This is a genomic window from Brucella intermedia LMG 3301, assembly GCF_000182645.1.
Taxonomy (GTDB): domain Bacteria; phylum Pseudomonadota; class Alphaproteobacteria; order Rhizobiales; family Rhizobiaceae; genus Brucella; species Brucella intermedia.
On the sequence record NZ_ACQA01000001.1, the window covers coordinates 1889179 to 1914653 of the forward strand.

Below are 25475 nucleotides of genomic sequence, written 5' to 3' on the forward strand. Positions count from 1 at the left end.
TCCGGTAATATGTATATACATTATCTCAAAACAGGGGAAGCGAGAAAACGCTCATGCTCAAGAATTCAAGCACCGTTTTCACCAACGCTCGCATTGCGACGCTGGAGGAAAATGCCGCAAATCTCGGTTTGATCGAACGGTCGGCGCTTGCCGTCAGGGATGGCAGGATCGTCTATGTCGGCCCCGAAAGCGCGCTGCCGGGTGAATATGATTCCTTCGACAGGATAGATTGTGGCAACCGGCTCATCACGCCGGGATTGATCGACTGCCACACGCATCTTGTCCATGCAGGTAATCGCGCGCACGAGTTCGAACTGCGTCTCAACGGTGCATCCTATGAGGAAGTCGCGCGCGCTGGCGGCGGCATTGTTTCCTCGGTCAAGAACCTGCGTGCCGCCAGCGAAGACGATCTGGTGCGCGAAACCCTGCCCCGCCTCGATGCGCTGATTGCCGAAGGCGTCACCACCGTCGAAGTCAAATCGGGTTACGGTCTCGACCGTGACAGCGAGATCAAGTCCCTGAAAGCGGCTCGCCGTCTTGGCGAAGAGCGCGACGTGGCGATCCGCACGACCTTTCTCGGCGCGCACGCCCTGCCGCCCGAAATGAACGGCGACAAGGCCGCCTATATCGATCGCGTCATCAATGACATGCTGCCCGCCATTGCCGCTGATGGACTGGCCGATGCCGTCGACGGCTTCTGCGAGGGGATCGCCTTCCTGCCTGATGAAATCGCCCGCGTGTTCGATGCGGCCAGAGCCCATGGTCTTGCCGTCAAGCTTCATGCAGACCAGCTTTCCAACCTGCATGGCGCGGCACTTGCCGCGTCCTATGGCGCGCTTTCAGCCGACCATCTGGAATATACGGACGCGGAAGGCGCTGCCGCGATGGTCAAGGCTGGAACCGTGGCCGTGCTGCTGCCCGGTGCCTATTACTTCATCCGGGAAACGCAAAAGCCGCCGGTCGATGCTTTCCGCGCCGCAGGCACCAGGATGGCGCTTGCCACCGACAACAATCCGGGCACGTCGCCGCTGACCTCGCTGCTCCTGACCATGAACATGGGCGCAACGCTCTTCCACATGACGGTGGACGAATGCATCGGAGGCGTTACCCGCGAGGCCGCACGCGCGCTCGGCATACTCGACCGTACCGGAACGCTGGAGACCGGCAAGGACGCCGATCTCGCCATATGGGACGTCGACCGTCCGGCTGAACTTGTCTACCGCATCGGCTTCAATCCGCTCTGGAAGCGGGTGTTCAAAGGCCAGCTTTAACTCATTTGCAATGGAGCCTTCCATGACCATCATCCTCAAGCCCGGCAGCGTATCGCTGGAAACGCTTGAAACAATCTATCGCGATGGCCTCCCCGTCCGCATCGATCCGGCCTTTCATGCCGGTGTTGAAAAAGCGGCAGCGCGCATTGCGGAAATCGCGGCAGGCGACGAGCCGGTTTACGGCATCAATACGGGCTTCGGAAAACTCGCCTCGATCCGCATCGCGGCAGGCGATGTCGCCACCTTGCAGCGCAATCTGATCCTCTCGCATTGCTGCGGCGTCGGCGAGCCGCTTTCGGAAAACATCGTGCGTCTCATCATGGCGCTGAAGCTGATTTCGCTCGGTCGCGGCGCATCCGGCGTACGGCTTGAAGTCATCACCCTCATCGAAGACATGCTGGAAAAAGGCGTGATCCCGATGATCCCCGAAAAAGGCTCCGTCGGCGCTTCCGGTGATCTGGCGCCGCTTGCGCACATGACTGCGGCCATGATCGGCGAAGGCGAAGCCTTTTATAAGGGCGAGCGCCTCTCCGGCGCAAAGGCGCTGGAAAAGGCTGGCCTGAAACCGGTCGTGCTTGCCGCCAAGGAAGGGCTGGCGCTGATCAACGGCACCCAGACTTCGACTGCGCTCGCACTCGCAGGCCTCTTCCGCGCCCATCGTGCGGCACAGACGGCGCTCATCACCGGCGCCCTTTCCACTGATGCCGCCATGGGATCGGACGCGCCTTTCCACGAGGAAATCCACACGCTGCGCGGCCATAAGGGCCAGATCGATGCCGGGCGGGCGCTGCGTGCCCTGCTCGAAGGTTCCGTCATCCGCCAGAGCCACCTTGAAGGCGACCAGCGCGTGCAGGACCCCTATTGCATTCGCTGCCAGCCACAGGTCGACGGCGCATGTCTCGACATTCTGCGGCAGGCCGCACGCACGCTTGAAATCGAAGCCAATGCCGTCACCGACAATCCGCTGGTTCTCTCGGACGGCCGCGCGGTATCGGGCGGGAATTTCCACGCCGAACCCGTTGCCTTCGCCGCCGACCAGATCGCGCTCGCAATCTGCGAAATCGGCGCGATTTCGCAGCGCCGCATCGCTCTGCTGGTCGACCCGGCCTTGTCCTTCGGCCTTCCGGCTTTCCTCGCCCGCAAGCCCGGCCTCAATTCCGGCCTGATGATCGCCGAAGTCACTTCCGCCGCGCTGATGAGCGAGAACAAGCAGATGGCGCACCCGGCCTCGGTCGATTCCACCCCCACCTCCGCCAATCAGGAAGACCATGTGTCCATGGCCTGCCATGGCGCGCGTCGTCTTCTCCAGATGACCGCCAACCTCAATGCAATCATCGGCATCGAGGCGCTGACCGGCGCGCTCGGCGTCGAACTGCGCGAACCGCTGACCACCAGCCCTGAGCTTGCCAGGGTGATCGCCGCATTGCGTGACCGCGTGCCGACGCTGGAAGACGACCGCTACATGGCCGACGACCTCAGGAATGCTGCCGATCTGGTGGCCGACGGCGTGCTTGCCGGGGCGGTCTCGGGCGGCATCCTGCCAACGCTGGAGGCCTGATCATGAGCGCCTTTGAAGTCCGGCAAGGCACGTCGCCCGTCATTCTGGGCCTTCCTCACACGGGCACGGATGTTCCCGGCGACATCTGGGCGCGCCTCAATGAAAATGGCAGGATTCTCGCCGATACCGACTGGCACATCCACCGGCTTTATGACGGTATCCTTGAAGGCGCGACCATGGTTCGCGCCACCTTCCACCGCTATTGCATCGACGCCAATCGCGACCCGGAAGGCGTCAGCCTCTATCCCGGCCAAAACACCACGACGCTGATCCCGGAAACCGACTTTGACGGGCTTTCGATCTGGAAGGACGGCGAGGCGCCGACCGAAACCGATATTGCCGATCGCATCGCCCGTTTCCACAAGCCCTATCACGACGCGCTTGCCGCCGAGATCAGCCGTGTGAAGGCTATCCACGGCGTCGCCATCCTATATGACTGCCATTCGATCCGGTCCCACATCCCGTTCCTGTTCGAAGGCAAGCTGCCGGATTTCAACATCGGGACGGATATGGGCAAGACCTGCGCGCCCGCCATTGAGGCCGCCGCTGCCGAGATAACGGGACAGGCCGAGGGCTACACGTCGATCCTCAATGGCCGCTTCAAGGGCGGGTGGACGACCCGCCATTACGGCAAGCCCGAAACCGGCGTGCACGCCATCCAGATGGAGCTTGCCCAGTCCACGCACCTGGCCACAGAAGCCGTTCCCTTCGCCTATGACGAGGCCAAGGCGGACAAGCTTCGCGTACATCTCAAATCTCTTTTGCAGCAGCTGGAACAGCTGGCTCCCAAATTAATTTCCTGAGGAGAACATCATGTCCAATCCACGCCATAACGAGCGCGAAGTGCGTGCTCCACGCGGCAGCGAACTCAATGCAAAAAGCTGGCTGACCGAAGCGCCGCTTCGCATGTTGATGAACAACCTCGACCCTGACGTGGCCGAGCGCCCGCATGAACTGGTCGTCTATGGCGGCATCGGCCGCGCAGCCCGCACATGGGATGATTTCGACACGATCATCGCGACCCTCAAGACGCTCAACGAAGACGAAACCCTGCTGGTGCAGTCGGGCAAGCCCGTCGGCGTGTTCCGCACCCACAAGGATGCGCCACGCGTCCTGATCGCCAATTCCAACCTCGTGCCGCATTGGGCGACCTGGGACCATTTCAACGAACTGGATAAGAAGGGTCTTGCCATGTATGGCCAGATGACCGCCGGTTCGTGGATCTATATCGGTGCGCAGGGCATCGTTCAGGGCACCTATGAGACCTTTGTCGAAGCCGGTCGCCAGCATTATGACGGCAACCTCAAGGGCAAGTGGATTTTGACCGGCGGTTTGGGCGGCATGGGCGGTGCCCAGCCCCTTGCAGCGGTTATGGCTGGTGCCTGCTGCCTTGCGGTCGAATGCGACGAAACCCGCGCCGATTTTCGTCTGCGCACCCGTTATGTCGATGAAAAGACCCACAGCCTCGATGAGGCTCTGGCGAAGATTGAAGCATGGACCAAGGCTGGCGAGGCAAAGTCCATTGCGCTCATCGGCAATGCAGCCGAAATCTTCCCGGAACTCGTCAAGCGCGGCGTGAAGCCGGATATCGTCACCGACCAGACTTCCGCTCACGATCCGGTGCACGGCTATCTGCCGATCGGCTGGTCCGTCGCCGAATGGCGCGCCAAGCAGGAAAGCGATCCAAAGGCCGTTGCCAAGGCTGCCCGCGCCTCGATGAAGGTGCAAGTTCAAGCCATGCTCGACTTCTGGAACGCAGGCATTCCAACGGTCGATTACGGCAACAATATCCGCCAGATGGCGCTGGAAGAAGGACTGGAGAACGCTTTCGATTTCCCGGGCTTCGTGCCGGCCTATATCCGCCCGCTCTTCTGCCGCGGCATCGGGCCTTTCCGCTGGGCTGCCCTTTCCGGCGACCCTGAGGATATTGCCAAGACCGACGCCAAGGTGAAGGAACTGTTGCCCGACAACAAGCACCTGCACAACTGGCTCGACATGGCGAAGGAGCGCATCGCGTTCCAGGGCCTGCCCGCACGCATCTGCTGGGTCGGCCTCGGCGACCGTCACCGCCTTGGCCTCGCCTTCAACGAAATGGTCAGGAACGGCGAGCTGAAAGCACCGGTCGTGATCGGTCGCGACCATCTCGACAGCGGCTCGGTTGCTTCACCGAACCGCGAGACCGAAGCGATGAAGGACGGCTCGGACGCCGTCTCCGACTGGCCGCTTCTGAACGCGCTTCTCAACACGGCCTCGGGCGCGACATGGGTGTCGCTCCATCACGGCGGCGGCGTCGGCATGGGCTTCAGCCAGCATTCCGGCATGGTCATCTGTTGCGACGGCACCGAAGATGCCGATGAGCGTATCGGTCGCGTGCTGTGGAACGACCCTGCAACCGGGGTCATGCGCCATGCCGATGCGGGCTATGACATAGCGCTCGACTGGGCGAAGCAGCAGGGCCTGCGCCTGCCCGGCATACTCGGAAACTGAGGTCGAATGGCGCTCACGATCCTCAAGGCCGAAAACCATCGCCGCATGCCGTGGAAAAACGGCGGCGGCGTCACGGTCGAAATCGCCATTCATCCGCAAGGCGCGTCAGTCGATGATTTCGACTGGCGCGTTTCCATGGCCACGGTGGCCAGCGATGGCCCGTTTTCCGTCTTTCCCGGTATCGACCGCACATTGTCGGTGCTGGAGGGAGACGGCATCCTGCTCGATGTCGAGGGGGAGGAAACGAAGCTCACCCGCGAAAGCGCACCGCTGGCTTTTGCCGCCGATGCGCATTCCAGCGCGCGGCTGATCGGATCGGCCATTACCGATCTCAACGTCATGACACGGCGCGGTCGCCTTGCCCATAATGTCAGGCGCCTGCCTGTCGATGGCACCACATTGAGCGTGGCCGATGGCAACCCGGCGCTTCTTTTGTGTTCCGAAGGCCCGCTCGACTTGAATTCAGGTTCCGGGGCAGTTCGCCTGGAGAAACTGGACTGCGCGGTTTTCGCAGGCGGCAACGCCGAGCCTCTGACGATCAAGGGCAAGGGAACGGCATTTCTGATCTCGATTGTTGCAATCTGACCAGAGCCGTTTGCAGCAGGCAGACAGGCCGCACGAAAAATATTCCCTTAAAACATTCAGTGGCATATGAAAGGGCCGCGACTTGTGTCGCGGCCCTTTCACTTCAGGATTCATCCCACATGGCCGTTTCAGCAGAAGACCTCGAAAACCGTATTGTCTACGTCAACGGTGAATATGTCCCCGCCCGCGATGCACGCATTTCCATCTTTGACCGCGGCTTTCTGTTCGGTGACGGCATCTATGAAGTGACCGCCGTGCTGGAAGGCAAGCTCGTCGACAGCGAACCGCATATGCGGCGCCTGCGCCGCTCGACCGGCGAGATTGGCATTCCGATGCCGATGGATGAAAACGAGATCGTGGCCATCGAGCGCGAGCTGATCCGCCGCAACAATCTGACCGAAGGTCTGGTCTATCTGCAGGTGACACGCGGCGACGGGCGCGACCGCGATTTCGTGCCTGCAAAGGGCATGAAGCCATCGGTTGTCCTGTTCACGCAGGAAGCGAACCTGCTCGACAAGCCTGCGCTGAAAACCGGCGCGCGCGTGCTGTCGCTGGAAGATCTGCGCTGGAAGCGCCGGGACATCAAGACTGTCTGCCTGCTGCCGCAGGCGCTCGCCAAGGAAATCGCCAAGAATGCCGGCTGCGATGAAGCGTGGATGATCGAGGACGGCTATGTGACCGAAGGTGCGTCGTCCACCGCCTATATCGTCACACAGGATGACGTCATCGTCACGCGCCCCAACAGCAATTCCATCCTGCCCGGCTGCACGCGCCTGTCGCTGCTGCAACTGATCGCCGAGACCGGCATGAAGCTGGAGGAGCGCCTTTTCACCATCGATGAGGCCTATGCGGCAAAGGAAGCTTTCCTCACCAGCGCAGGCACATTCGTCACGCCGATCACCGTCATTGATGAAAAGTCCGTCGGCGATGGCAAACCCGGCCCTGTCGCCCGGCGCCTGCGCGAAATCTATCTCGATCACGCCCGCCGCACGGCGATCTGAGGCACGACGCACCCATTTTTCTTCGCTCCTCATCCTGAGCTTGTCGAAGGATCGAAGGGCGAGGGAAAACGCACAACGCCTGCCCTCGTCCTTCGAGGCTTCGCTCCGCTCCGCACCTCAGGATGAGGGATAAGCGTCGCGACAGACAAAGCTGCAATGATTTCCCCCAAACACAGAACCGCGCCGGAATAGCTTCCGGCGTGGTCTGGAGCTTCGCCCGCCCCCGACGGCGAAGCACCAGGCGTATTTTGGCTATGGTGAGCCGAAAATGGTGGAGTTTGAGAACCGGCGCGCAACGTACTTAAAGGTACGTGAGCACCGGAAGAGCAAAACAACGCCATTTGCAGGCCACCAGAGCCGAAATATCAGCGCTTCTGGTTATAGACGTCGATGCAGACAGCCCCCAGCAGCACGATCCCCTTGATGACCTGCTGATAGTCGATGCCGATGCCGAGGATCGACATGCCGTTGTTCATGACGCCCATGATGAGCGCGCCGATCACCGCACCCGTCACACGGCCCACACCGCCATAGGCCGATGCGCCGCCGATGAAGCAAGCGGCGATCACGTCCAGCTCGAAGCCGATGCCGGCCTTCGGCGTCGCCGTATTGAGGCGCGCCGCGAAGACAAGACCGGCAAGTGCTGCCAGCACGCCCATATTGACGAAAGCGAGGAAGGTCAGCCGCTCGGTCTTCACGCCGGAAAGCTTTGCCGCATGGCGGTTTCCGCCCACTGCATAGATCTGCCGTCCGAGCACCGTCCGGTTGGTGAGAAACGCATAGGCCGCAATCAGAACCGCCATGATGATGAGCACGTTCGGCAAGCCGCGATGCATGGAAATCAAGAGCGACAGATAGGCAATCGCTGCAAAGAACAGAATGTTCTTGATGACGAACAGGCCGAACGGCTCCGTTTCCACTTCATGGGCAATATGGCGCTGGCGTGATTTCACGTTCTGCCAGATCATGAAACCGGCAAGCAGCACGCCGATGATGAGCGATGTCAGATACACACCGCCGGTCGTACCGATGATTTCCGGTATGAAGCCGGACGACAGTTTCTGGAACACGACCGGAAACGGGCCCACCGACTGCCCGCCCAGCACGGCCAGCATCAGGCCCTTGAAGACCAGCATGCCCGCGAGTGTGACGATGAAGGACGGAATGTTGAAATAGGCGACCCAGAACCCCTGTATCGCGCCGATGAGACCGCCCACCAGCAGGCAGAGAATTGCCGCGATGGGAAAGGGCACGCCGAGCCTCACCATCATCACGGCGGCAAGCGCGCCGATAAAACCGCAGACCGAGCCGACCGAAAGATCGATATGGCCGGTGACGATGATGAGAAGCATCCCCAATGCCATGATGACGATATAGCTGTTCTGCAGCACCAGATTGGTGAGGTTCAGCGGCTTCATCAGCACGCCGCCCGTCACGATCTGGAAAAATATCATGATCGCGACCAGCGAGAGCAGCATGCCGGATTCACGCAGATTGTTCTTGAGATAACGCCCCACGCTGCTTGCAGGAACTTTCGATCCACTGCTTCCGATGATATTCTCGCTCATTGCCGTTTTCCCTTGTTCCGCATGATGGCGCGCATGATGTTTTCCTGCGTTGCTTCCTCGCCGGCGACTTCGCCGACAAAGGCACCTTCATGCATGACGACGATGCGGTCGCAGATGCCGATCAGTTCCGGCATTTCCGAAGAAATGACGACCACGCCCTTGCCGCTGTCTGCCAGTGAATTGATGATTGTGTAGATGTCGTATTTCGCGCCGACATCGATGCCGCGCGTCGGCTCGTCGAGGATGAGCACGTCGGGGCCGGTGAAGAGCCACTTCGACAGCACGACCTTCTGCTGGTTGCCGCCCGAAAGCGTGCCGGTTTCCTGATAGACGTTGTGGCAGCGAATGCTCATCTGCTCGCGATAGGAATTCGCGATCTTCATTTCGCGAATGTCGTCGATGACGCCTTTCGGACTGACGCCGCGCAAGTGCGCGAGCGAGATGTTACGCGAAATGTTTTCGCCTAAGACCAGGCCGAGCTTCTTGCGGTCCTCGGTCACATAGGCAAGCCCTGCCTTGATCGCCCGCGCGACGGTGGAAATATCCGCCTGCCGACCGTTGATGCGTGCGTCGCCGCTGATATTCGTTCCCCATGAACGCCCGAAAAGGCTCATGGCGAATTCCGTGCGGCCCGCGCCCATCAAACCGGCAATGCCGACGATTTCGCCCGCCCGCACCTTGAACGATACGTTCTTGACCGAATGACGCTCGGGATGCAGCGGATGATAGACCGACCAGTTATCGACTTCGAAGATGACATCGCCGATCTTGGGATCACGCTTCGGGTAGCGGCTTTCCAGGTCGCGATCCACCATCTTGCGGATGATGTCGTCCTCCTCCACTTCGCCTGCATGACAATCCAGCGTGGCCACCGCCTTGCCGTCGCGCAGCACGGTGATCTTGTCGGCGACCTCGCGGATTTCATTGAGCTTGTGCGAAATGAGGATCGACGTGATGCCCTGCGCGCGAAACTCCCGCAGAAGCGCCAGCAACGCCGCGCTGTCGGTCTCGTTGAGGCTCGCGGTCGGTTCGTCGAGGATCAGGAGCCGCACGCGCTTCGACAATGCCTTGGCGATTTCGACAAGCTGCTGCTTGCCCACGCCGATATCGGTGACGAGCGTATCTGGCTGTTCCGACAGGCCGACCTTCTGCAAAAGCTCGCGGGTGCGCTTGTGCACCGTGCTGCGGTCGATGACGCCATAGCTCGCGGGCGGATTGACGAGGAAAATGTTCTCGGCAATCGTCATCAGCGGTATGAGCGCCAGTTCCTGATGGATGATGACGATGCCAAGCGCTTCGGAATCGTTGATGTCGCGAAACTGCCGTTCCTCGCCGTCGAAGAAGATCGACCCCTCATAGCTGCCATGCGGATAGACCCCCGACAGCACCTTCATCAAGGTCGACTTGCCCGCCCCGTTCTCACCCACAAAGGCGTGGATCTCGCCCGGCATCACGGTAAAATTGACATCGCTCAGCGCTTTGACAACCCCGAAAGACTTGCTGATGCCGCGCATTTCCAGAAGCGGCTTGCCGGCGATATCCGGCTCGCCGTCAGGCTGCTCGCGCAGGACAGGATTGGCTACATTCATCGCTCGCTCCCATTACAAATTCTGCAACCATTGCCCGCGCTGGAAAGACAACGCTGTCAATCGCCAAGCCTACCCCAGCCGAAAGGCTGGGGGGTTTGGGGCAATGGCTTGCAGAATAGTTCCGGGCACATCCTCCGATACGCCCGGAACAATAAATTACTGAATCTGGTCTTCCTTGTAGTAACCGCTATCGACCAGAACCTGCTTCCAGTTCGACTTGTCGACGATCACCGGCTTGAGCAGGTAGGACGGCACGACCTTGACGCCATTGTCATAGGTCTTGGTGTCGTTGACTTCCGGCTCCTTGCCGCTCATCAGCGCATCGACCATGTCGACCGTGACCTTGGCGAGTTCACGGGTATCCTTGAAGATGGTCGAGTTCTGCTCACCGGCGAGGATCGACTTCACCGAAGGCACTTCCGCGTCCTGACCGGAGACGACCGGCATCGGCATGTCGCCACTGCCATAGCCTACACCCTTGAGCGACGACAGGATACCGATGGAAATGCCGTCATAAGGCGACAGGACCGCATCGAGCTTCTTGTCGGCATAATAGGCGGAAAGGATCGAATCCATGCGGGCCTGAGCGGTTGCACCGTCCCAGCGCAGGGTCGCCACCTTGTCCATGCCGGTCTGGCCGCTGCCGATAACGACCTTGCCGCTATCGATATAAGGCTGAAGCACCGACATCGCGCCGTTGTAGAAGAAGTAGGCGTTGTTATCGTCCGGCGAGCCGCCGAAAAGCTCGATATTGAACGGGCCCGGCTTGTTCTTCAGGTCCAGAGCCTTTTCAATAGACTGCGCCTGCAGCACGCCGACCTGGAAATTGTCGAAGGTCGCATAGTAATCGACATTCGGCGTATCGCGGATCAGGCGATCATAGGCGATGACCTTGATGCCTGCGTCATGTGCCTTGGCCAGCACGTCGGAAAGCGTCGTGCCGTCGATCGATGCAACCACGAGAACCTTGGCGCCCTTGGTCACCATGTTTTCGATCTGCGCAAGCTGGTTGGGCACGTCGTCTTCGGCGTATTGAAGATCGGTCTGGTAGCCGCGTTCCTTCAGCACCTTGACCATGTTGTCGCCATCGGCGATCCAGCGCGCCGAAGACTTCGTCGGCATGGCGACGGCGACAAGACCCTTGTCTTCCGCATGCGCCAGACCGCTAAAGGCAAGCGCGGCCATCGCGACTGCCAGTGTTAGAGATTTCATGCCTGCCATTGTCTCACTCCCAAATTGGGACAGGTTTTTCTGCCTGTCGTTCTCCCAAAATTTCCGCCCCCACCTTCCGGCCACGCGGAATTCTTCCCGTCGCGAAGCTTCTCAGCCCGCGATCTTGTCCCATGCCGCAACCGCGCGCTCAGCACGTTCACGAACTTCGGCCGCCGTAAAGCCGGCCTTGTAAAGACTGGAACCCAAACCGAAGCAGCTTACTCCCGCTGTCCGATAGGTCGCAAAATCAGCCTCGGAAACACCGCCCACGGCGCCGACCGGAATATCCTTCGGCAAGACGGCGCATACCGCCCTTGATGCCGTCAGCACCCAGCACGCTTGCCGGAAAGAATTTCAGCGCCGACGCGCCTGCGCGGATCGCCGTGAAAGCTTCCGTCGGCGTGAACACGCCCGGCATCGTCACCATGCCATGCTGTCCGGCACGGCGGATGACCTCCTGCTCGACATTCGGGCTCACCAGCAGCCTGCCGCCGACATCATTGAGGCGGTCCACATCTTCGACACTCAGCACTGTTCCCGCGCCAATCAGCACATTGGCAGGCGCGAGCTTGGCGGCCTTTTCGATCGACACGAAAGGTTCCGGCGAATTGAGCGGGATTTCGATAGCCTCGAAACCCGTCTCGATCAGCGCGCCGACAATCGCCTCGGTTTCTTGCCAGCGGATGCCGCGCAGGATAGCGACCAGCGGATAGCGCAATTTCGGCCATGCGATATGCCCGCTCATTGCGCAATTCCTCCGAAGGCGTGTCTTGCCGCCATGAAGAGACCATCCCGTACCAGCTCGTCCGCCGCCACGCGCCGGACCTTCAGCCCCGCGATTTCAAGCGCGCTGGCATAAAGCGCCCCCATCGTGTCGTCCGAAAGGAGCAGCACTTCTTCAGGTCCGCCATGGAGCGTGCGCCCGCCAGCAACTTCCAGCCCGATCAGCAGGCCCGACAGACGGGCCAATTGGTCCGTCGGCTTGCGATCATGCACGAGCCAGCCTGCACGAACGGAAAAGAGCGCGTTGGAAATCAGCGCCGGACTTTCCAGCGAGGCTTTCACACCCGCAGCGAAAGCCTCGCCATTCGGATCGACCGCACCCGCACCTTCCAGCGCACCGGCCAGCACCGATTTATCCTTCAGGAGAGCGAACATTTCGCCGGTCATGAAGGTGCGATAATCGGCGAGACCGCCATCGGCAATCCGCACCCATTTGGCATGGGTGCCGGGCATGACCACCACCGCATCCCGCGTTCCGCGATGCACGAGGCCCAGAAGCTTGGTTTCCTCCCCACGCATCACGTCGGGGGCCAGTTCGTCCCGGCGCGCGACACCCGGCAGCATGATGACGTGGCGACGCGCAGGCACGCGCACCGCCGCCTTCACAATGCCCTCCAGCCCGGCGGGCAGGCTCATATAGGGCGCTTCGATCCAGCCGGTCCGCGAACCGGCCATGCCGCATATCACCACCGGCAGATCATCCGCTGCGCCGACAGAAGCAAGGTGCCGTTCGAGCGTTGGCTCGAAACCGGCTTCCTTTGCCTGCAGCAGACCGTCATCGCCACGGCTTTCGCCCAGCACATTGCCATCGGCATCCAGCGTCCAGAGGCGGAACCGGGTGGTGCCCCAGTCCGCTACTGCTGCAAATGGCTTTTTATCGAGAGCCATCGGGACCGGCCTTAGTGATTGTCTCGCGGCAGGCCGCGCGTATGCGCGATATCCTGATACTTGACCGCATTTTCCAGAACCGCGCCGGTTTCCATCTGGCCGACAACGGCGCGCTGGATTTCCTGCCACGGCGTCTGGCTTTCCGGATATTTATAGCCGCCCGCAGCTTCCAGCGCCTTGCGGCGCTCGGCCAGTTCCTCATCCGAGATCAGAATATCCGCCGTGCCGCGACCGAGATCGATGCGCACGCGGTCGCCGGTCTTCAGAATGGCCAGTCCGCCGCCCGCGGCCGCTTCCGGCGAAGCGTTGAGGATCGAAGGCGAACCCGATGTGCCCGACTGGCGACCGTCGCCGATGCAAGGCAGCGAAGTAACGCCCTTCTTCAAGAGATAATCCGGCGCGCGCATGTTGACGACTTCCGCCGCGCCCGGATAGCCGATCGGGCCTGCACCGCGCATGAACAGCACCGTATGCTCGTCGATTTCCAGCGACGGATCGTCGATGCGGTGATGATAATCTTCCGGTCCGTCAAACACGACCGCCTTGCCTTCAAAGGCATTCGGGTCCTTGTCGTCGGACAGGTAGCGATTGCGGAACTCGTCCGAAATCACGCTGAGCTTCATGATCGCCGACGAGAACAGATTGCCGCGCAGCACGCGGAAACCGGCATGTTTCTTCAGCGGCTGGTCGTAGGTCTTGATGACATTGCCGTCTTCAATAGTCGCGTTCCTGCAGTTCTCGCCGATGGTCTTGCCGTTGACGGTCAGCGCGTCCTCATTGATGAGGCCCTGCCCCATCAGCTGATTGACGACAGCCGGTACGCCGCCGGCATGGTAATAGTCCTCGCCGAGATATTCACCGGCGGGCTGGAGATTGACCAGAAGCGGAATTTCCTCGCCATATTTCTGCCAGTCATCGACCGTCAGGTCCACGCCGACATGGCGGGCAAGTGCGTTCAGGTGGATCGGCGCATTGGTCGAGCCGCCGATAGCGGAATTGACGCGGATCGCATTGACGAAGGCATCCTTGGTCAGAATATCCGACGGCTTCAGGTCTTCATGAACCATTTCCACGATGCGGCGTCCGGTGAGATAAGCCACTTCCTGCCGGTCGCGATAGGGCGCCGGGATGGCGGCGGAACCGGGAAGCTGCATGCCGAGCGCTTCGGCAAGCGAGTTCATCGTCGTCGCCGTGCCCATCGTGTTGCAATAGCCGGTCGATGGAGCCGAGGAAGCAACGAGCTTCACGAAGCCCTGATAGTCGATTTCACCCTTGGCGAGCAGTTCGCGCGCCTTCCAGACGATGGTGCCCGAACCGGTGCGTTCGCCACGGAACCAGCCATTGAGCATCGGACCGACCGAAAGGGCGATGGCCGGAATGTTGACGGTTGCCGCCGCCATAAGGCAGGCGGGCGTGGTCTTGTCGCAGCCGATCGTCAGCACCACGCCGTCGAGCGGGTAGCCGTAAAGCACTTCCACGAGGCCGAGATAGGCAAGGTTGCGGTCGAGGCCCGCCGTCGGGCGCTTGCCGGTTTCCTGGATCGGATGGACCGGAAACTCGATGACAATGCCGCCAGCCTCACGCACGCCTTCGCGCACGCGCTTGGCCAGTTCCAGATGATGACGGTTGCAAGGCGAGAGGTCGGAACCCGTCTGCGCAATGCCGATGATCGGGCGACCGGACTGCAGCTCTTCCTGGCTCAGGCCGTAATTCATGTAGCGCTCCAGATAGAGCGCGGTCATGTCGACATTATCGGGATTGTCGAACCAGGCGCGGGAGCGGAACTTTGGCGGTTTCGGAGAGACGGGCTTGTTCATTTCATTGTCCTGCGTGGGTGAGAGACCGGACAGCGGTCTCGATTCCTTCGACGCCGATCCTTAAAATCAGATCGACATTCCAAATGTTTGGTTCATCGCGCATCTTGTCCGAAAACCGTTTCACACTTTTCGGGATGCGCTTTAATCTTCAAATGCTTCGACGACATGTCGCTTTCCGAGCAGAAACGCATCGGCCACATGGGTCAGCGGAGCGAGATCGACATCCGAACGCCCCGCACGGATCAATTGCACGAAACGCTTGTAAAGTCGTTGATATTCGCGGTCCGGCTCGGCCATCTTCTCGGTTCCGGCAATGGCCAGGCGGCTGCCGCCATGACTGAGCAGAACCGTGCCCTTGTCGGTCTCGACGCGAATGTCCCAGGTCTGCGGGCCGGTCTGGCGCCAGTCCAGCTCGAACGAAACCGGCAAGCCGCTTTCCGTCTCAAATTTGAGATCGGCGGCAATCGGCGCTGCACGGTTTTCAGGAAAATACAGATCGGACTGCTTCAGGAAAAAGCGCTCCGGCAGGATATGCGTCACGATGGAAAGCGCATTGATGCCCGGATCGAACACACCGAGCCCGCCCGGCTCCCATATCCATTGCTGGCCGGGATGCCAGTGGCGCACATCTTCCTTCCATATGACCGAGACCGAACGGATTTCCGCATCTTTCAGGAATTCCCGCGCCGGTTCGACCGCTGCCGCTTCCCGCGAATGCCACGTAGCATAAAGCGTCACGCCTGCCGCTTGCGCGAGCCGTTCCAGCGCCTGCACTTCCGAAATGGTCGCGCCCGGAGGTTTTTCCAGCATCACATGCTTGCGCGCCTTCAGGGCCGCGTAAGCCTGTTGAAAACGCCCTTGCGGCGGCGTGCAGAGCGACACCGCGTCAATGGCGACATCGCTGCCAAGCAGCGCATCGATATCGTGAAAGGACGACAGGCCGTCCAGCCCGGCATTGCGGCTGGCGATGGCTTTCAGCTCGATGCCATCGACGGCCTCGATGGACGGCAGATGCTGGTCGCGCGCGATCTTGCCGAGACCGACGATTGCGACAGCGATGTTCGATTCAGCCGCCATTTCAGAGCGCCTTCACAACAACGTCTTCGGCGGACGCCTGCGCCAGCCTGTTGACCAGCGGATAGCGGAACGGCTTGGCGGAAATCTCGAACCGGTCGCCAGTTTCCGTCTTCACGCCTTCCGAGAAGGACAGGGTCGCCGTGCCGAAGAAGTGGACATGAATGTCGCCCGGACGGCGGAACAGCTCATATTTGAAATGATGATGTTCTAGATTGGCGATGGTGTGCGACATGTTCGCTTCGCCCGACAGGAACGGCTTTTCAAAAATGATCTCATCGCCGCGACGAATGCGTGAAACGCCTTCCACATGATCCGGCAGCGCGCCCACATAAAGCTCCGGCCCAAGCGCCGCCTGCCGCAGTTTGGAATGGGCAAGCCAGAGATAGTTCTGCTTTTCGGTCACATGGTCGGAAAACTCGTTGGCAAGGCAGAAGCCGAGCCGGAACGGCGTACCATCCGGGCCGATCAGATAGATGCCTGCAAGCTCCGGCTCTTCGCCGCCATCTTCGGCAAAGGAAGGCGAAACCAGTTCGCCACCGGTAGCGACCAGCGCGGAGCCGTCGCCCTTGTAGAACCATTCCGGCTGAACGCCGGTCTCACCCGGCTGCGGCTTGCCGCCTTCGACGCCCATCAGGAACATGCGCATGGAATCGGTCGGCTTCTCGGCAGCCTGCGCGGCCTTGTGCATCTTGTCGCGGCCATCGGCGGAACCCAGATGCGTCAAGCCCGTACCGGCCACGATCAGATGGGCCGGATCGGCATGCGTGATCGGCAGGCCGACGCGGCCCGCTGCCAGGGCGGCATCGATATCGACAGCTTCACCCTTGCCGCTCTTCGCCACCTGTTCTTCAAGGCTGACGCCTGCGGCAATTGCCGCCGAGGCCAGTTCATAGGTCGTTGCCACGCCCCTGACGACATGCGCCGCTCCCTCGTCATTGCAGGCAGCCACACGCATTTCTCCGCTTTCGTCGCGGAACTGGACCAGACGTAACATTAAACCTCCCGTTTTCCGCATTACCCTTTGCGGAATTCACCCTGACCGCTTGAAAAACACCACAAGGCGTCAATCCACGGTTCGCGTTATTAATATGACTATTTTGCTGCAGGCTGCTTTGTCAAGCAAGCAGACGCCCCCACATGCATCGTTCAGAAAAGCTGCTCCCCGCGCAATGATACAAGCCTTTGTTTCATATTCATAAATTTAGATATTGCCCGTTTGTCACACCAGCATTTTATTGGGAATTATCGAAAGGCGCTTGCCATAAAGTAATATTATATGCTTCATAAACACGAAGGCCGGGAGGGCCTTATTATTGGGAGGAACTATCATGAAACGCAGTCTGGCGGCTCTGACGGCCGCACTATCGCTTGCCCTGATTTCGAGCGCATCCGCCGCATCGCTGACGGTCGGCTTTTCGCAGATCGGTTCGGAATCGGGCTGGCGCGCCGCAGAAACGGCCCTGACCAAGCAGGAAGCCGAAAAGCGCGGCTATACGCTGAAATTCGCCGACGCCCAGCAAAAGCAGGAAAACCAGATCAAGGCCGTCCGCGGCTTCATTGCTCAAGGCGTCGATGCGATCCTGATCGCGCCGGTCGTTTCCACCGGCTGGGATGCGGTCTTGAAGGAAGCCAAGGAAGCGGAAATTCCGGTCGTGCTGCTTGATCGCCAGATCGATTCCCCGGAAGATCTTTACCTCACCGCCGTCACCTCCGACCAGGTGCATGAAGGCAAGGTGGCCGGCGACTGGCTGGTGAAGGATGTGGGCGACAAGCCATGCAACGTGGTTGAGCTTCAGGGCACCACCGGCTCCTCGCCTGCCATCAACCGCAAGAAGGGCTTTGAGGACGCGATCAAGGGACACGACAACATCAAGATCACCCGTTCGCAGACCGGTGACTTCACCCGCACCAAGGGCAAGGAAGTCATGGAAAGCTTCATCAAGGCCGAAGGCGGCGGCAAGAATATCTGCGCGGTCTACGCCCATAATGACGACATGGCCGTCGGCGCCATCCAGGCCATCAAGGAAGCTGGCCTGAAGCCGGGTACGGAAATCAAGATCGTGTCGATCGACTCCGTGCCGGATATCTTTCAGGCCATGGCGGCTGGAGAAGCCAACGCAACCGTCGAGCTGACGCCGAACATGGCAGGCCCGGCCTTCGACGCGATTGAAGCCTTCAAGGACAAGGGCACCGTTCCGCCGAAATGGATCCAGACGGAATCGAAGCTTTATACACAGGCTGACGATCCGAAGGCCGTCTACGAAGCCAAGAAGGGCCTCGGCTACTGATCCGCTTCATCCGGGCCGCTGTCGGCCCGGATACCCCTTTGCGAAGCGCAAACGGAAGAATGCCATGGCTGCAAAAGACGCTGCATCGGCGGTGGGAACACCGCTTCTTGAAGCCCGTTCGATCACCAAATCCTTTCTGGGCGTAACCGCGCTCGACCATGTCGATTTCACGCTTCACCGCGGCGAAATCCACGCCTTGCTCGGCGAAAACGGCGCGGGCAAATCCACGCTCATCAAGATCCTGACCGGCGCCTATCACGGCTTCGATGGATCGATCCTGCTTGAAGGCCAGCCGATTGCGCCCGCATCCGTGGCGGAAGCCCAGACGCTCGGCATCGGCACGGTCTATCAGGAAGTGAACCTGCTCGAAAACCTGACGGTTGCAGAAAACCTGTTCCTTGGACGCCAGCCCAGGCGCTTCGGGCTGGTCGATCGCGGGCGGATGGAAAGGGATGCAGCGCAACTCCTTTCGCGCTACGGCCTCGCTATTGATGTCGGTGCGCCTCTGTCTGCCTATTCCGTCGCCATCCGCCAGATCATCGCCATTGCCCGCGCCGTCGATCTTTCCGGCAAGGTGCTGGTGCTCGATGAGCCGACCGCCAGTCTCGACGCGCGTGAAGTCGAAATGCTATTTGGCGTTCTGCGCCAGTTGAAGGCTGAAGGCCTTGGCATCATTGTCATCACCCATTTTCTGGATCAGGTCTATGCGATTGCTGATTGCGCCACCGTGCTGCGCAACGGTCGTCTGGTCGGCAGTCGAAACCTGTCGGACCTGCCGCGCACCGACCTTATTTCTATGATGCTGGGCCATCAATTGCAGGAAACCGTGCGCCGCCAGCTCACCGAGGATGTCAGCGCGGAAACGGTCGCGCCGATCCGTTTTTCGGACTTCGGCAAAAAGGGCAGCGTTGCGCCATTCGATCTCTCGATCAGGCCCGGAGAAGCCGTCGGCATTGCCGGGTTGCTCGGTTCCGGCCGCACCGAAACCGCACTTTTGATGTTCGGCGTCGATCAGACCGATAGCGGAAGCCTGACCGTCGATGGAAAGGAGACCCGGCTGCCCTCGCCCGTTGCCGCGATTGCCGAGCGCTTTGCCTTTTGTCCGGAAGAGCGCAAGACCGATGGCATCATCGGCGATTTTTCGGTGGCCGAAAACATTGCGCTCGCCGTTCAGGCGAAGCGTGGCTGGTCGAGACCGATCTCTTCACGTGAGAAGACGGCGCTTGCCCAGCGTTACATCAAGGCGCTTGATATTCGGCCTCCCGATCCCGACAAGCCGATCAAGTTCCTGTCCGGCGGCAACCAGCAGAAAGCCATTCTGGCGCGCTGGCTCGCTACCGATCCGCGTCTCCTGATCCTGGATGAGCCAACGCGCGGCATCGATATCGGCGCCCATGCCGAAATCCTCAAGCTCATCGGCGAGCTTTGCGCCGAAGGCATGTCGCTCGTCATCATCTCGTCGGAATTCGAGGAGCTTGCCGCCGTGGCCAACCGTGTCGTCGTCCTCTCGGATCGCCGCCATGTCGCGGAACTGAAAGGCGAGGAAATCACCGCCGACAACATCGTGCGCGCAATCGCAGAGACCGGAAGCGAAAAGGAAGCGGCAGCATGATTGCCCGCATGACCAGAAAACTGAAAAGACTTGCCCCCCAGCTCGCTGCCCTCGTGCTCATTCTGGCGGCAAACACCATCATCGCGCCCGGATTTCTCGACATCTCTTTCCAGAACGGACGCCTCTATGGCAGCCTGATCGATATTCTGGTGCGTGCGGCGCCCGTCGCCATCCTGTCCGTCGGCATGACGCTTGTGATCGCGACCCGCGGCATCGACCTTTCGGTCGGCGCGGTGATGGCGATCAGCGGCGCCTTTGCCGCTTCGCTCATCGTGGCGGGCTATCCGCTTGCTATCGTCATTCCGGCCGCACTTGGCGTCGGCCTGCTCTGCGGCCTGTGGAACGGCTTCCTGGTCGCCGTCTTCGATCTCCAGCCGATCATTGCAACGCTCATCCTGATGGTGGCGGGGCGCGGCATCGCGCAGCTTATCACCGAAGGCGCGATCCTGACCTTCAACAATGATTCCTTTGCCGCACTTGGTTCCGGCTCCTTCCTCGGCGTGCCCGTTCCGGTCCTGATCTGGATTCTGGCCGGTCTCGCAGTGGGCCTTGCCGTACGCACGAGCGCGCTCGGCTTCCTGATCGAAGCAACCGGCATCAACCGTCGCGCGGCGATGCTGGCGGGGGTCAAGGCGCACTTTCTCCTGTTCAGCGTCTATGCGGTTTCCGGCGTTGGCGCAGCCCTTGCCGGGCTGATCGCGGCGGCGGATATTCGCGGCGCGGACGCCAACAATGCAGGGCTGTGGCTCGAACTCGACGCCATTCTGGCGGTGGTCATCGGCGGCACGTCGCTCAATGGCGGACGTTTCTCGATCATGGCCTCGCTGCTCGGTGCTCTCATCATCCAGTCGATCAATACCGGCATCCTGATGGCGGGCTTTCCACCGGAATTCAACCTCATCATCAAGGCGATCATCATCGTGATCGTACTCACCTTCCAGTCGCCGGCCATCGTCCAGCTGATCGCCTTCCTGCGCTCCGAGCGCAAGGGCGACGGAGCCAAGCCGGTCCGCCAAAGCCAGCAGGGAGCACAGCAATGAGAGCGCTACGCAATCTGCCTTTCCTGACAACCGTTGCAATCTTCCTGCTTGCCTATGCGATCTGCATCATCCAGTTTCCGAACATGCTGTCGACGCGGGTGATCGGCAATCTTCTGACCGACAATGCCTTTCTGGGCATTGCCGCCGTGGGCATGACATTCGTGATCCTTTCGGGCGGCATCGACCTTTCGGTCGGCTCGGTCATCGCCTTTACCAGCGTCTTCGTCGCCGTTCTGGTGGGGCAGCTCGGCGTGCACCCGCTCGTGGCTTTCGCGCTCATTCTGGTGATCGCGGCCTTGTTCGGGGCGTGGATGGGCGTGATGATCCATTTCCTTGGCATCCCGCCTTTCGTCGCCACGCTTGCCGGCATGTTTCTGGCACGCGGCGCGGCCTTTCTCATCTCCACCCAATCCGTACCCATAGCGCATCCGTTTCTCGATAGCTTGCAGGGGCTTTATCTCCGGCTTCCGGGCGGCGGAAGGCTGACATTCATCGCCATGCTCATGCTCGCGGTCTTCATCGTCGGCGGCATCATCGCCCATCGCACGCGCTTCGGCGCCAATATCTATGCGCTTGGCGGCAACCAGCAATCGGCGGAACTGATGGGCGTTCCGATTGCCCGCACCACAATCGCCATCTATACGATGTCGGGCGTGCTTTCCGGCCTCGCCGGGATCGTCTATACGCTTTACACCTCGTCCGGCTATTCGCTGGCGACGGTCGGCGTGGAACTCGACGCCATCGCTTCGGTGGTGATCGGCGGGACGCTCCTGACGGGCGGCGCGGGCCTTGTGGCAGGCACATTCGTCGGCATTCTCATACAGGGGCTGATCCAGACCTACATTGTTTTCGACGGAACGCTGTCTTCATGGTGGACGAAAATTGCTATCGGTATATTGCTGTTTCTGTTTATCGCCCTGCAACGGGGACTCTTGTGGTTTTCCGATATAAAACACGCGCGGCAACGCATGAAGGAGGCCTGAATTGGGATTGCTGGAAACGGCCATAACCGGACGCAAGCGCCATAACAGCCACGCGGTGGTTGTGGGGGAACTGGGCCGTGGGATCGTCGCGGGCAACATTCCCGAAGGCTCGATCCTTCCCGGCGACCATGAACTTTCGCTGCGCTTCGGCGTATCCCGCACCGTCCTGCGCGAGGCGATGAAGACGCTTGCCGCCAAGCGCCTGATCGAACCCAAGGCCAAGGTCGGCACGCGCGTTCTGGGCCATGCCAGCTGGAATTTCTTCGATCCCGACGTTTTGACCTGGCGCTTCGAGGCGGGCTTCGATGAGGTCTTCGTGGATCATCTGGCGGAAATGCGCATGGCGCTGGAACCGGCGGCTGCGGCTGCGGCAGCAGAGCGCGCCTCCAGCGACGAGATCGTCGAACTTTACGCCCTCGCCGCCAAATTCGACAACCCCGACCACACGCCTGAATCCATCGCCAAGGTCGATCTGGAATTCCATCTTGCCATCGCCCGCATGTCGGGCAACCCGTTCATGCGCTCGGTCAGCGGCCTGATCGAGGCGGCGCTTGCAATCTCGTTCCAGCTTTCATCGCCTGCGGCATCGCGGGAAGGCATTGCCGAATGCGCGGCCAATCACCTGCGCATTGCCCATGCCATCGCATCGCGCGACCCGCAGAAAGCGCGTCAGGCCATGGAAAGCGTCATCAAGCTTGGCGTCGATCGCATCCGGGACGTTATTTGAGCATTTTCCAGCAAAAGTGGGAACCGGTGTTGCGTTCGAAAATGCGGTAAAGGAGAAAGGGAGAGGTTCTTACGGCTCTATCGTATAGAACCACTCTCAAGGTTACGATACCTTCAGATCAAACTGCGGCTCGCCGCGCAGCGTATTGCTGACCGTGCAGATTTCCTCGGCCATTTCGGCTAGCCGGTGCTTTTCGTCCCCGGTCAGATCGCCGCCGAAATGAAAGGTGATATCGAACCGCTCGATGCGCGACGGCCCTTCATGCGCCTTGTCGCCCTTCACCTCCACCCGCACATCGGTGAGTTTGTCCTTCAGCTCGAGCTTGCCGGCAGCAATGCGCGCGCTGAGCGCCATGCAGGCCGCGACCGACGAATAGATGAGGTCGAGCGGGTTGAAGCCTGCCTGACTGACACTGGTGACGATTTCGACAACGCCGCCGGTCGGCGTGGTGATGACCGGAAGCTTTCCATGCGGCATTTCAGCGACGGCGCCCGTCTCGCGGGTCCTGACTTTCAGTTCGCTCATTCCGGAATTCTCCTGTAGTCCACATGCCGCGCCAGCCAGCAGCCGACGGTCATGCCTGTTATCCCGCTTTTGGCATCGCGATGGAAGACAAGTTTCCATTCGCCCGGCGACGGCGCATCCATGGAGCGCTGCACCGGCAGCAACCAGACGTCCGGGCCTGCCTCATAGAGCGGATACATATCGCTCTTGCCGAGAAAACCCTCGAACGCCCCGTAGAATGCACCGCCCTCATTGACGATCAGAAGATCGGCTTCAAGCTCTTCGCTGCGATAGCGCCCTGCGATATCCTGCTTCGCCGCCCCTTTCAGGCGCTGCATCGTCAGGCTCAGATTTTCATCCTCACGCGCAAGATGGATCGTATCGCCCTTGCGGCGGATCGTGGTCATCGACGAGCGCGCTTCGTTCTCGCCCACCACATCCATCACTTCCGGTCCGGTGCCGAAACGCGCCTTCATGCGCCCGCGCCCGGCATCTTCGAGGCTCAGCACGAGGCCGGTTTCATGGTCCAGCCACGAGCCGAACCAAGCGGCATCGGCTTCGACGCGGACCTGTTCCGTCGTGGAAACGTCAAGCGCGATATTCATCAGCTTGAAGGCGACATCGGACGCGCCGCCTTCAAAATTGAACAGGGCAATCGTCGAGAGACGCTCATCGGCGCAGTGCCAGCGCTGGCAGCGCCAGCCGCGCAGCGCCCCGCCATGGCCGGTGAGCCGCCTGCCGCCTGCTTCCTCGAACTTGAGGCCGAGACCGTAGGGAGCCGCATTGCCATCGCTGAAAGTCTGCGGACCACTCAGGCGACGATAGATTCCGTCTTCGTCGTCGCGTGTCGCGTCGATAAACTGTTCCCAGGCGATCAGGTCGTCGAGCGACGCGCAGATGCCCGCATCGCCCATCCAGTGGATGCGATTGACGGCAGGCAGGAACCCGCGCACCGTATCGCCCTCATAGCCGGTGCATTCGTCAAACATCGCGGTATCGGGGATGAGTGCAGCGGTCTTCATGCCCGCAGGCTTGAAAATACGCTCCGCCAGAAGCTCGACCAGGGTTCGGCCCGTATGGCTTTCGATAAGATCAGCCAGAATGCGGAAATTGCCGTTGCAATAGGAATAATGCGTGCCCGGCGCGGAATGCGTGGTCTTCAGGCGGCGCAGCAGGCTTTGCGCCTGTTCCGGCAGCAAGACGCCTTCCGGATCGGCCCCGCACAGAACAGTCAGCGCCCAGTAATCGCGCAGGCCCGACTGGTTGTTGCACAGGTCGCGCACGCTCGGGCGCTCTTCCGTGAACCTGTCGAGATAGGCGGCAAGCGCATCGTCAAGAACTTCCGGCTCGCCAACGCTGTCCAGCAACACGGCGCAGGTGAACTGCTTGCTGACCGAGCATATCGGCATGCGCGTTTGCGGCGTCATCGCCTTTCGCGCTGAAAGATCGGCAAAGCCCCAGGCGTGGCGCAGGACGACCTTGCCATCCTTCACCACGGCGACCGCGCCGCCCGGCCCCTTATAGTGCTGCGGAACGGTGCGAACGAAAGCTTCTAGCGCGGGAAGATCGAATTTTGACATGATGCTCAGGCGACTCAGATGAAATCAACAGCCGCCACGAGGCATCATTTTATCCGTTCGATCAAGGCCATGGCCGCATGCGGATTATGCGCCTTATAGCCGCTGATGACATAGAGATAGACATCGCGGGCGATATAATCAGCAACGGGCGGCGTGACGGTCTTCAACCCTTCGGCAAGCTCGCCGGCGGCAACTGCCTTTGCGCGCGCCGCCCACTGATCGAGTTCGCCCTTGCCATAACCGCCCGGCTGGCTTTCCTTCGTCCCCATGATACGGAAATAGGCGAAAGGCGCCGTCATATCGGCAAATTGCGGAAAGTCGCTGTCGCCCGCAATCACCACCGCCACACCATATTCGCGCAGCAGCGCAATGAACTCCGGCGAGTTGAAACTGTCGTGGCGCACTTCCACCGCGTGGCGCACATCGCGCCCGTCGACCCGCTTGGGCAGAAGCTTCAAGAACGCCTCGAAATCCACGGGGTCGAACTTCTTCGTTCCCATGAACTGCCAGTTGACCACGCCCAGCTTGTCTTTCAGCTCCATCATGCCGCCGGTCATGAACTTCTCAATGCTCTCGCCCGCTTCGGCCAGCACGCGGCGATTGGTGGAAAAACGCGGCGCTTTCAGCGAAAACACGAAACCGTCCGGTGTTTCATCGTGCCATTTGGCGAAGGTCGCAGGTTTCTGCGGACCGTAATAGGTGCTGTTGATTTCGATGGAAGTGAGCTTGCTCGACGCATATTCGAGCTGGCGCTTCTTCGGAAGTTTCTCGGGATAGAAGCTCTCATCCCACGGTTCATAGGCCCAGCCGCCAATGCCGATGCGGATCTCGCCCGTCTTTTCCCTGGCCATTGCCTTTCCTCCATACCGGTGCATCATGAGTTCATACTGTTTGGTCATGATGTT

21 protein-coding genes and 1 pseudogene are annotated in these 25475 nt (G+C 60.5%); 11 read left to right on the forward strand and 11 right to left on the reverse strand.

Annotation, left to right across the window (positions count from 1 at the left end):
- Positions 1-53 precede the first annotated feature (53 nt).
- From hutI to OINT_RS09075, 6 genes are all read left to right on the forward strand, one after another.
- Positions 54-1271 carry an imidazolonepropionase gene (gene hutI / locus OINT_RS09050; RefSeq protein WP_006467496.1) on the forward strand — a complete coding sequence of 406 codons (1218 nt, stop codon included), beginning with the start codon at positions 54-56 and terminating at the stop codon, positions 1269-1271.
- Between the two features lie 22 nt (positions 1272-1293).
- Entirely contained in the window at positions 1294-2829 is a 1536-nt protein-coding gene (gene hutH / locus OINT_RS09055; protein ID WP_006472960.1) for a histidine ammonia-lyase, read from the forward strand.
- 2 nt (positions 2830-2831) lie between these two features.
- A complete protein-coding gene (gene hutG / locus OINT_RS09060) occupies positions 2832-3632 on the forward strand; it encodes an N-formylglutamate deformylase (protein ID WP_006467498.1) in 801 nt (266 codons plus the stop codon).
- Between the two features lie 10 nt (positions 3633-3642).
- Complete coding sequence (gene hutU / locus OINT_RS09065) at positions 3643-5316, forward strand: urocanate hydratase (protein ID WP_006467499.1); 1674 nt, start codon at positions 3643-3645, stop codon at positions 5314-5316.
- Positions 5317-5322: 6 nt separating this feature from the next.
- The gene (locus tag OINT_RS09070) at positions 5323-5901 is read left to right on the forward strand and encodes a HutD/Ves family protein (RefSeq protein WP_006467500.1); all 579 of its coding nucleotides are present in this window, start codon (positions 5323-5325) and stop codon (positions 5899-5901) included.
- A gap of 119 nt (positions 5902-6020) precedes the next feature.
- The gene (locus OINT_RS09075; protein ID WP_006472961.1) at positions 6021-6902 is read left to right on the forward strand and encodes a D-amino-acid transaminase; all 882 of its coding nucleotides are present in this window, start codon (positions 6021-6023) and stop codon (positions 6900-6902) included.
- 365 nt (positions 6903-7267) lie between these two features.
- Here the strand turns inward: OINT_RS09075 and mmsB are convergent, their stop codons facing one another.
- The 8 genes and pseudogenes from mmsB to araD1 form a co-directional block, all read right to left on the reverse strand.
- Positions 7268-8470 (reverse strand): multiple monosaccharide ABC transporter permease, encoded by a 1203-nt coding sequence (gene mmsB / locus OINT_RS09080; protein WP_006467502.1) that lies wholly within the window; start codon positions 8468-8470, stop codon positions 7268-7270.
- Entirely contained in the window at positions 8467-10059 is a 1593-nt protein-coding gene (gene mmsA / locus OINT_RS09085) for a multiple monosaccharide ABC transporter ATP-binding protein (protein WP_006467503.1), read from the reverse strand. Before mmsA ends, mmsB begins: the two co-directional genes overlap by 4 nt.
- Positions 10060-10215: 156 nt before the next feature.
- Positions 10216-11280, reverse strand: coding sequence for a multiple monosaccharide ABC transporter substrate-binding protein (gene chvE, locus OINT_RS09090; RefSeq protein ID WP_006472962.1), 1065 nt, complete (start codon positions 11278-11280; stop codon positions 10216-10218).
- 102 nt (positions 11281-11382) lie between these two features.
- A pseudogene (locus OINT_RS09095) lies at positions 11383-12016 on the reverse strand (2-dehydro-3-deoxy-6-phosphogalactonate aldolase).
- The gene (locus tag OINT_RS09100; protein WP_006467505.1) at positions 12013-12942 is read right to left on the reverse strand and encodes a 2-dehydro-3-deoxygalactonokinase; all 930 of its coding nucleotides are present in this window, start codon (positions 12940-12942) and stop codon (positions 12013-12015) included. Before OINT_RS09100 ends, OINT_RS09095 begins: the two are co-directional and overlap by 4 nt.
- Before the next feature lie 11 nt (positions 12943-12953).
- Positions 12954-14759, reverse strand: coding sequence for an IlvD/Edd family dehydratase (locus tag OINT_RS09105; protein ID WP_006467506.1), 1806 nt, complete (start codon positions 14757-14759; stop codon positions 12954-12956).
- A 141-nt stretch (positions 14760-14900) separates the two neighbouring features.
- Positions 14901-15836 carry a Gfo/Idh/MocA family protein gene (locus OINT_RS09110; protein ID WP_006467507.1) on the reverse strand — a complete coding sequence of 312 codons (936 nt, stop codon included), beginning with the start codon at positions 15834-15836 and terminating at the stop codon, positions 14901-14903.
- Between the two features lies 1 nt (position 15837).
- A complete protein-coding gene (gene araD1, locus OINT_RS09115; RefSeq protein ID WP_006472964.1) occupies positions 15838-16830 on the reverse strand; it encodes an AraD1 family protein in 993 nt (330 codons plus the stop codon).
- 334 nt (positions 16831-17164) lie between these two features.
- On the opposite strand from araD1, the gene ytfQ reads away from it, so the two are divergent.
- The 5 genes from ytfQ to OINT_RS09140 all read left to right on the forward strand — a co-directional run bounded on the left by ytfQ (position 17165) and on the right by OINT_RS09140 (position 22486).
- Entirely contained in the window at positions 17165-18124 is a 960-nt protein-coding gene (ytfQ, locus tag OINT_RS09120; protein WP_006472965.1) for a galactofuranose ABC transporter, galactofuranose-binding protein YtfQ, read from the forward strand.
- Between the two features lie 64 nt (positions 18125-18188).
- Positions 18189-19736, forward strand: coding sequence for a sugar ABC transporter ATP-binding protein (locus OINT_RS09125; protein ID WP_006467511.1), 1548 nt, complete (start codon positions 18189-18191; stop codon positions 19734-19736).
- A complete protein-coding gene (locus OINT_RS09130; RefSeq protein WP_006467512.1) occupies positions 19733-20776 on the forward strand; it encodes an ABC transporter permease in 1044 nt (347 codons plus the stop codon). The genes OINT_RS09125 and OINT_RS09130 overlap by 4 nt, the downstream gene beginning before the upstream one ends.
- Positions 20773-21759, forward strand: a complete 987-nt coding sequence (gene yjfF, locus OINT_RS09135; RefSeq protein WP_006467513.1) for a galactofuranose ABC transporter, permease protein YjfF — start codon at positions 20773-20775, stop codon at positions 21757-21759. The genes OINT_RS09130 and yjfF overlap by 4 nt, the downstream gene beginning before the upstream one ends.
- A gap of 1 nt (position 21760) precedes the next feature.
- The gene (locus OINT_RS09140) at positions 21761-22486 is read left to right on the forward strand and encodes a FadR/GntR family transcriptional regulator (RefSeq protein WP_006467514.1); all 726 of its coding nucleotides are present in this window, start codon (positions 21761-21763) and stop codon (positions 22484-22486) included.
- Positions 22487-22588: 102 nt separating this feature from the next.
- Here the strand turns inward: OINT_RS09140 and OINT_RS09145 are convergent, their stop codons facing one another.
- The 3 genes from OINT_RS09145 to OINT_RS09155 are packed head-to-tail and all read right to left on the reverse strand — an operon-like array spanning position 22589 to position 25421.
- On the reverse strand, positions 22589-23011 hold the full coding sequence (locus OINT_RS09145) for an OsmC family protein (RefSeq protein WP_006467515.1): 423 nt from the start codon (positions 23009-23011) through the stop codon (positions 22589-22591).
- Complete coding sequence (locus OINT_RS09150) at positions 23008-24570, reverse strand: D-aminopeptidase (RefSeq protein ID WP_006467516.1); 1563 nt, start codon at positions 24568-24570, stop codon at positions 23008-23010. Before OINT_RS09150 ends, OINT_RS09145 begins: the two co-directional genes overlap by 4 nt.
- A gap of 44 nt (positions 24571-24614) precedes the next feature.
- Positions 24615-25421 carry a DUF72 domain-containing protein gene (locus OINT_RS09155; RefSeq protein WP_006472966.1) on the reverse strand — a complete coding sequence of 269 codons (807 nt, stop codon included), beginning with the start codon at positions 25419-25421 and terminating at the stop codon, positions 24615-24617.
- Positions 25422-25475: the final 54 nt, after the last annotated feature.

What these genes read in the sequence shown, in the direction of transcription:
- hutI (WP_006467496.1), top strand. Translation starts at nt 54, where the DNA reads ATGCTCAAGAATTCAAGCACCGTTTTCACCAACGCTCGCATTGCGACG.
- hutH (WP_006472960.1), top strand. Translation starts at nt 1,294, where the DNA reads ATGACCATCATCCTCAAGCCCGGCAGCGTATCGCTGGAAACGCTTGAA.
- hutG (WP_006467498.1), top strand. Translation starts at nt 2,832, where the DNA reads ATGAGCGCCTTTGAAGTCCGGCAAGGCACGTCGCCCGTCATTCTGGGC.
- hutU (WP_006467499.1), top strand. Translation starts at nt 3,643, where the DNA reads ATGTCCAATCCACGCCATAACGAGCGCGAAGTGCGTGCTCCACGCGGC.
- OINT_RS09070 (WP_006467500.1), top strand. Translation starts at nt 5,323, where the DNA reads ATGGCGCTCACGATCCTCAAGGCCGAAAACCATCGCCGCATGCCGTGG.
- OINT_RS09075 (WP_006472961.1), top strand. Translation starts at nt 6,021, where the DNA reads ATGGCCGTTTCAGCAGAAGACCTCGAAAACCGTATTGTCTACGTCAAC.
- mmsB (WP_006467502.1), bottom strand. Translation starts at nt 8,470, where the DNA reads ATGAGCGAGAATATCATCGGAAGCAGTGGATCGAAAGTTCCTGCAAGC.
- mmsA (WP_006467503.1), bottom strand. Translation starts at nt 10,059, where the DNA reads ATGAATGTAGCCAATCCTGTCCTGCGCGAGCAGCCTGACGGCGAGCCG.
- chvE (WP_006472962.1), bottom strand. Translation starts at nt 11,280, where the DNA reads ATGGCAGGCATGAAATCTCTAACACTGGCAGTCGCGATGGCCGCGCTT.
- OINT_RS09100 (WP_006467505.1), bottom strand. Translation starts at nt 12,942, where the DNA reads ATGGCTCTCGATAAAAAGCCATTTGCAGCAGTAGCGGACTGGGGCACC.
- OINT_RS09105 (WP_006467506.1), bottom strand. Translation starts at nt 14,759, where the DNA reads ATGAACAAGCCCGTCTCTCCGAAACCGCCAAAGTTCCGCTCCCGCGCC.
- OINT_RS09110 (WP_006467507.1), bottom strand. Translation starts at nt 15,836, where the DNA reads ATGGCGGCTGAATCGAACATCGCTGTCGCAATCGTCGGTCTCGGCAAG.
- araD1 (WP_006472964.1), bottom strand. Translation starts at nt 16,830, where the DNA reads ATGTTACGTCTGGTCCAGTTCCGCGACGAAAGCGGAGAAATGCGTGTG.
- ytfQ (WP_006472965.1), top strand. Translation starts at nt 17,165, where the DNA reads ATGAAACGCAGTCTGGCGGCTCTGACGGCCGCACTATCGCTTGCCCTG.
- OINT_RS09125 (WP_006467511.1), top strand. Translation starts at nt 18,189, where the DNA reads ATGGCTGCAAAAGACGCTGCATCGGCGGTGGGAACACCGCTTCTTGAA.
- OINT_RS09130 (WP_006467512.1), top strand. Translation starts at nt 19,733, where the DNA reads ATGATTGCCCGCATGACCAGAAAACTGAAAAGACTTGCCCCCCAGCTC.
- yjfF (WP_006467513.1), top strand. Translation starts at nt 20,773, where the DNA reads ATGAGAGCGCTACGCAATCTGCCTTTCCTGACAACCGTTGCAATCTTC.
- OINT_RS09145 (WP_006467515.1), bottom strand. Translation starts at nt 23,011, where the DNA reads ATGAGCGAACTGAAAGTCAGGACCCGCGAGACGGGCGCCGTCGCTGAA.
- OINT_RS09150 (WP_006467516.1), bottom strand. Translation starts at nt 24,570, where the DNA reads ATGTCAAAATTCGATCTTCCCGCGCTAGAAGCTTTCGTTCGCACCGTT.
- OINT_RS09155 (WP_006472966.1), bottom strand. Translation starts at nt 25,421, where the DNA reads ATGGCCAGGGAAAAGACGGGCGAGATCCGCATCGGCATTGGCGGCTGG.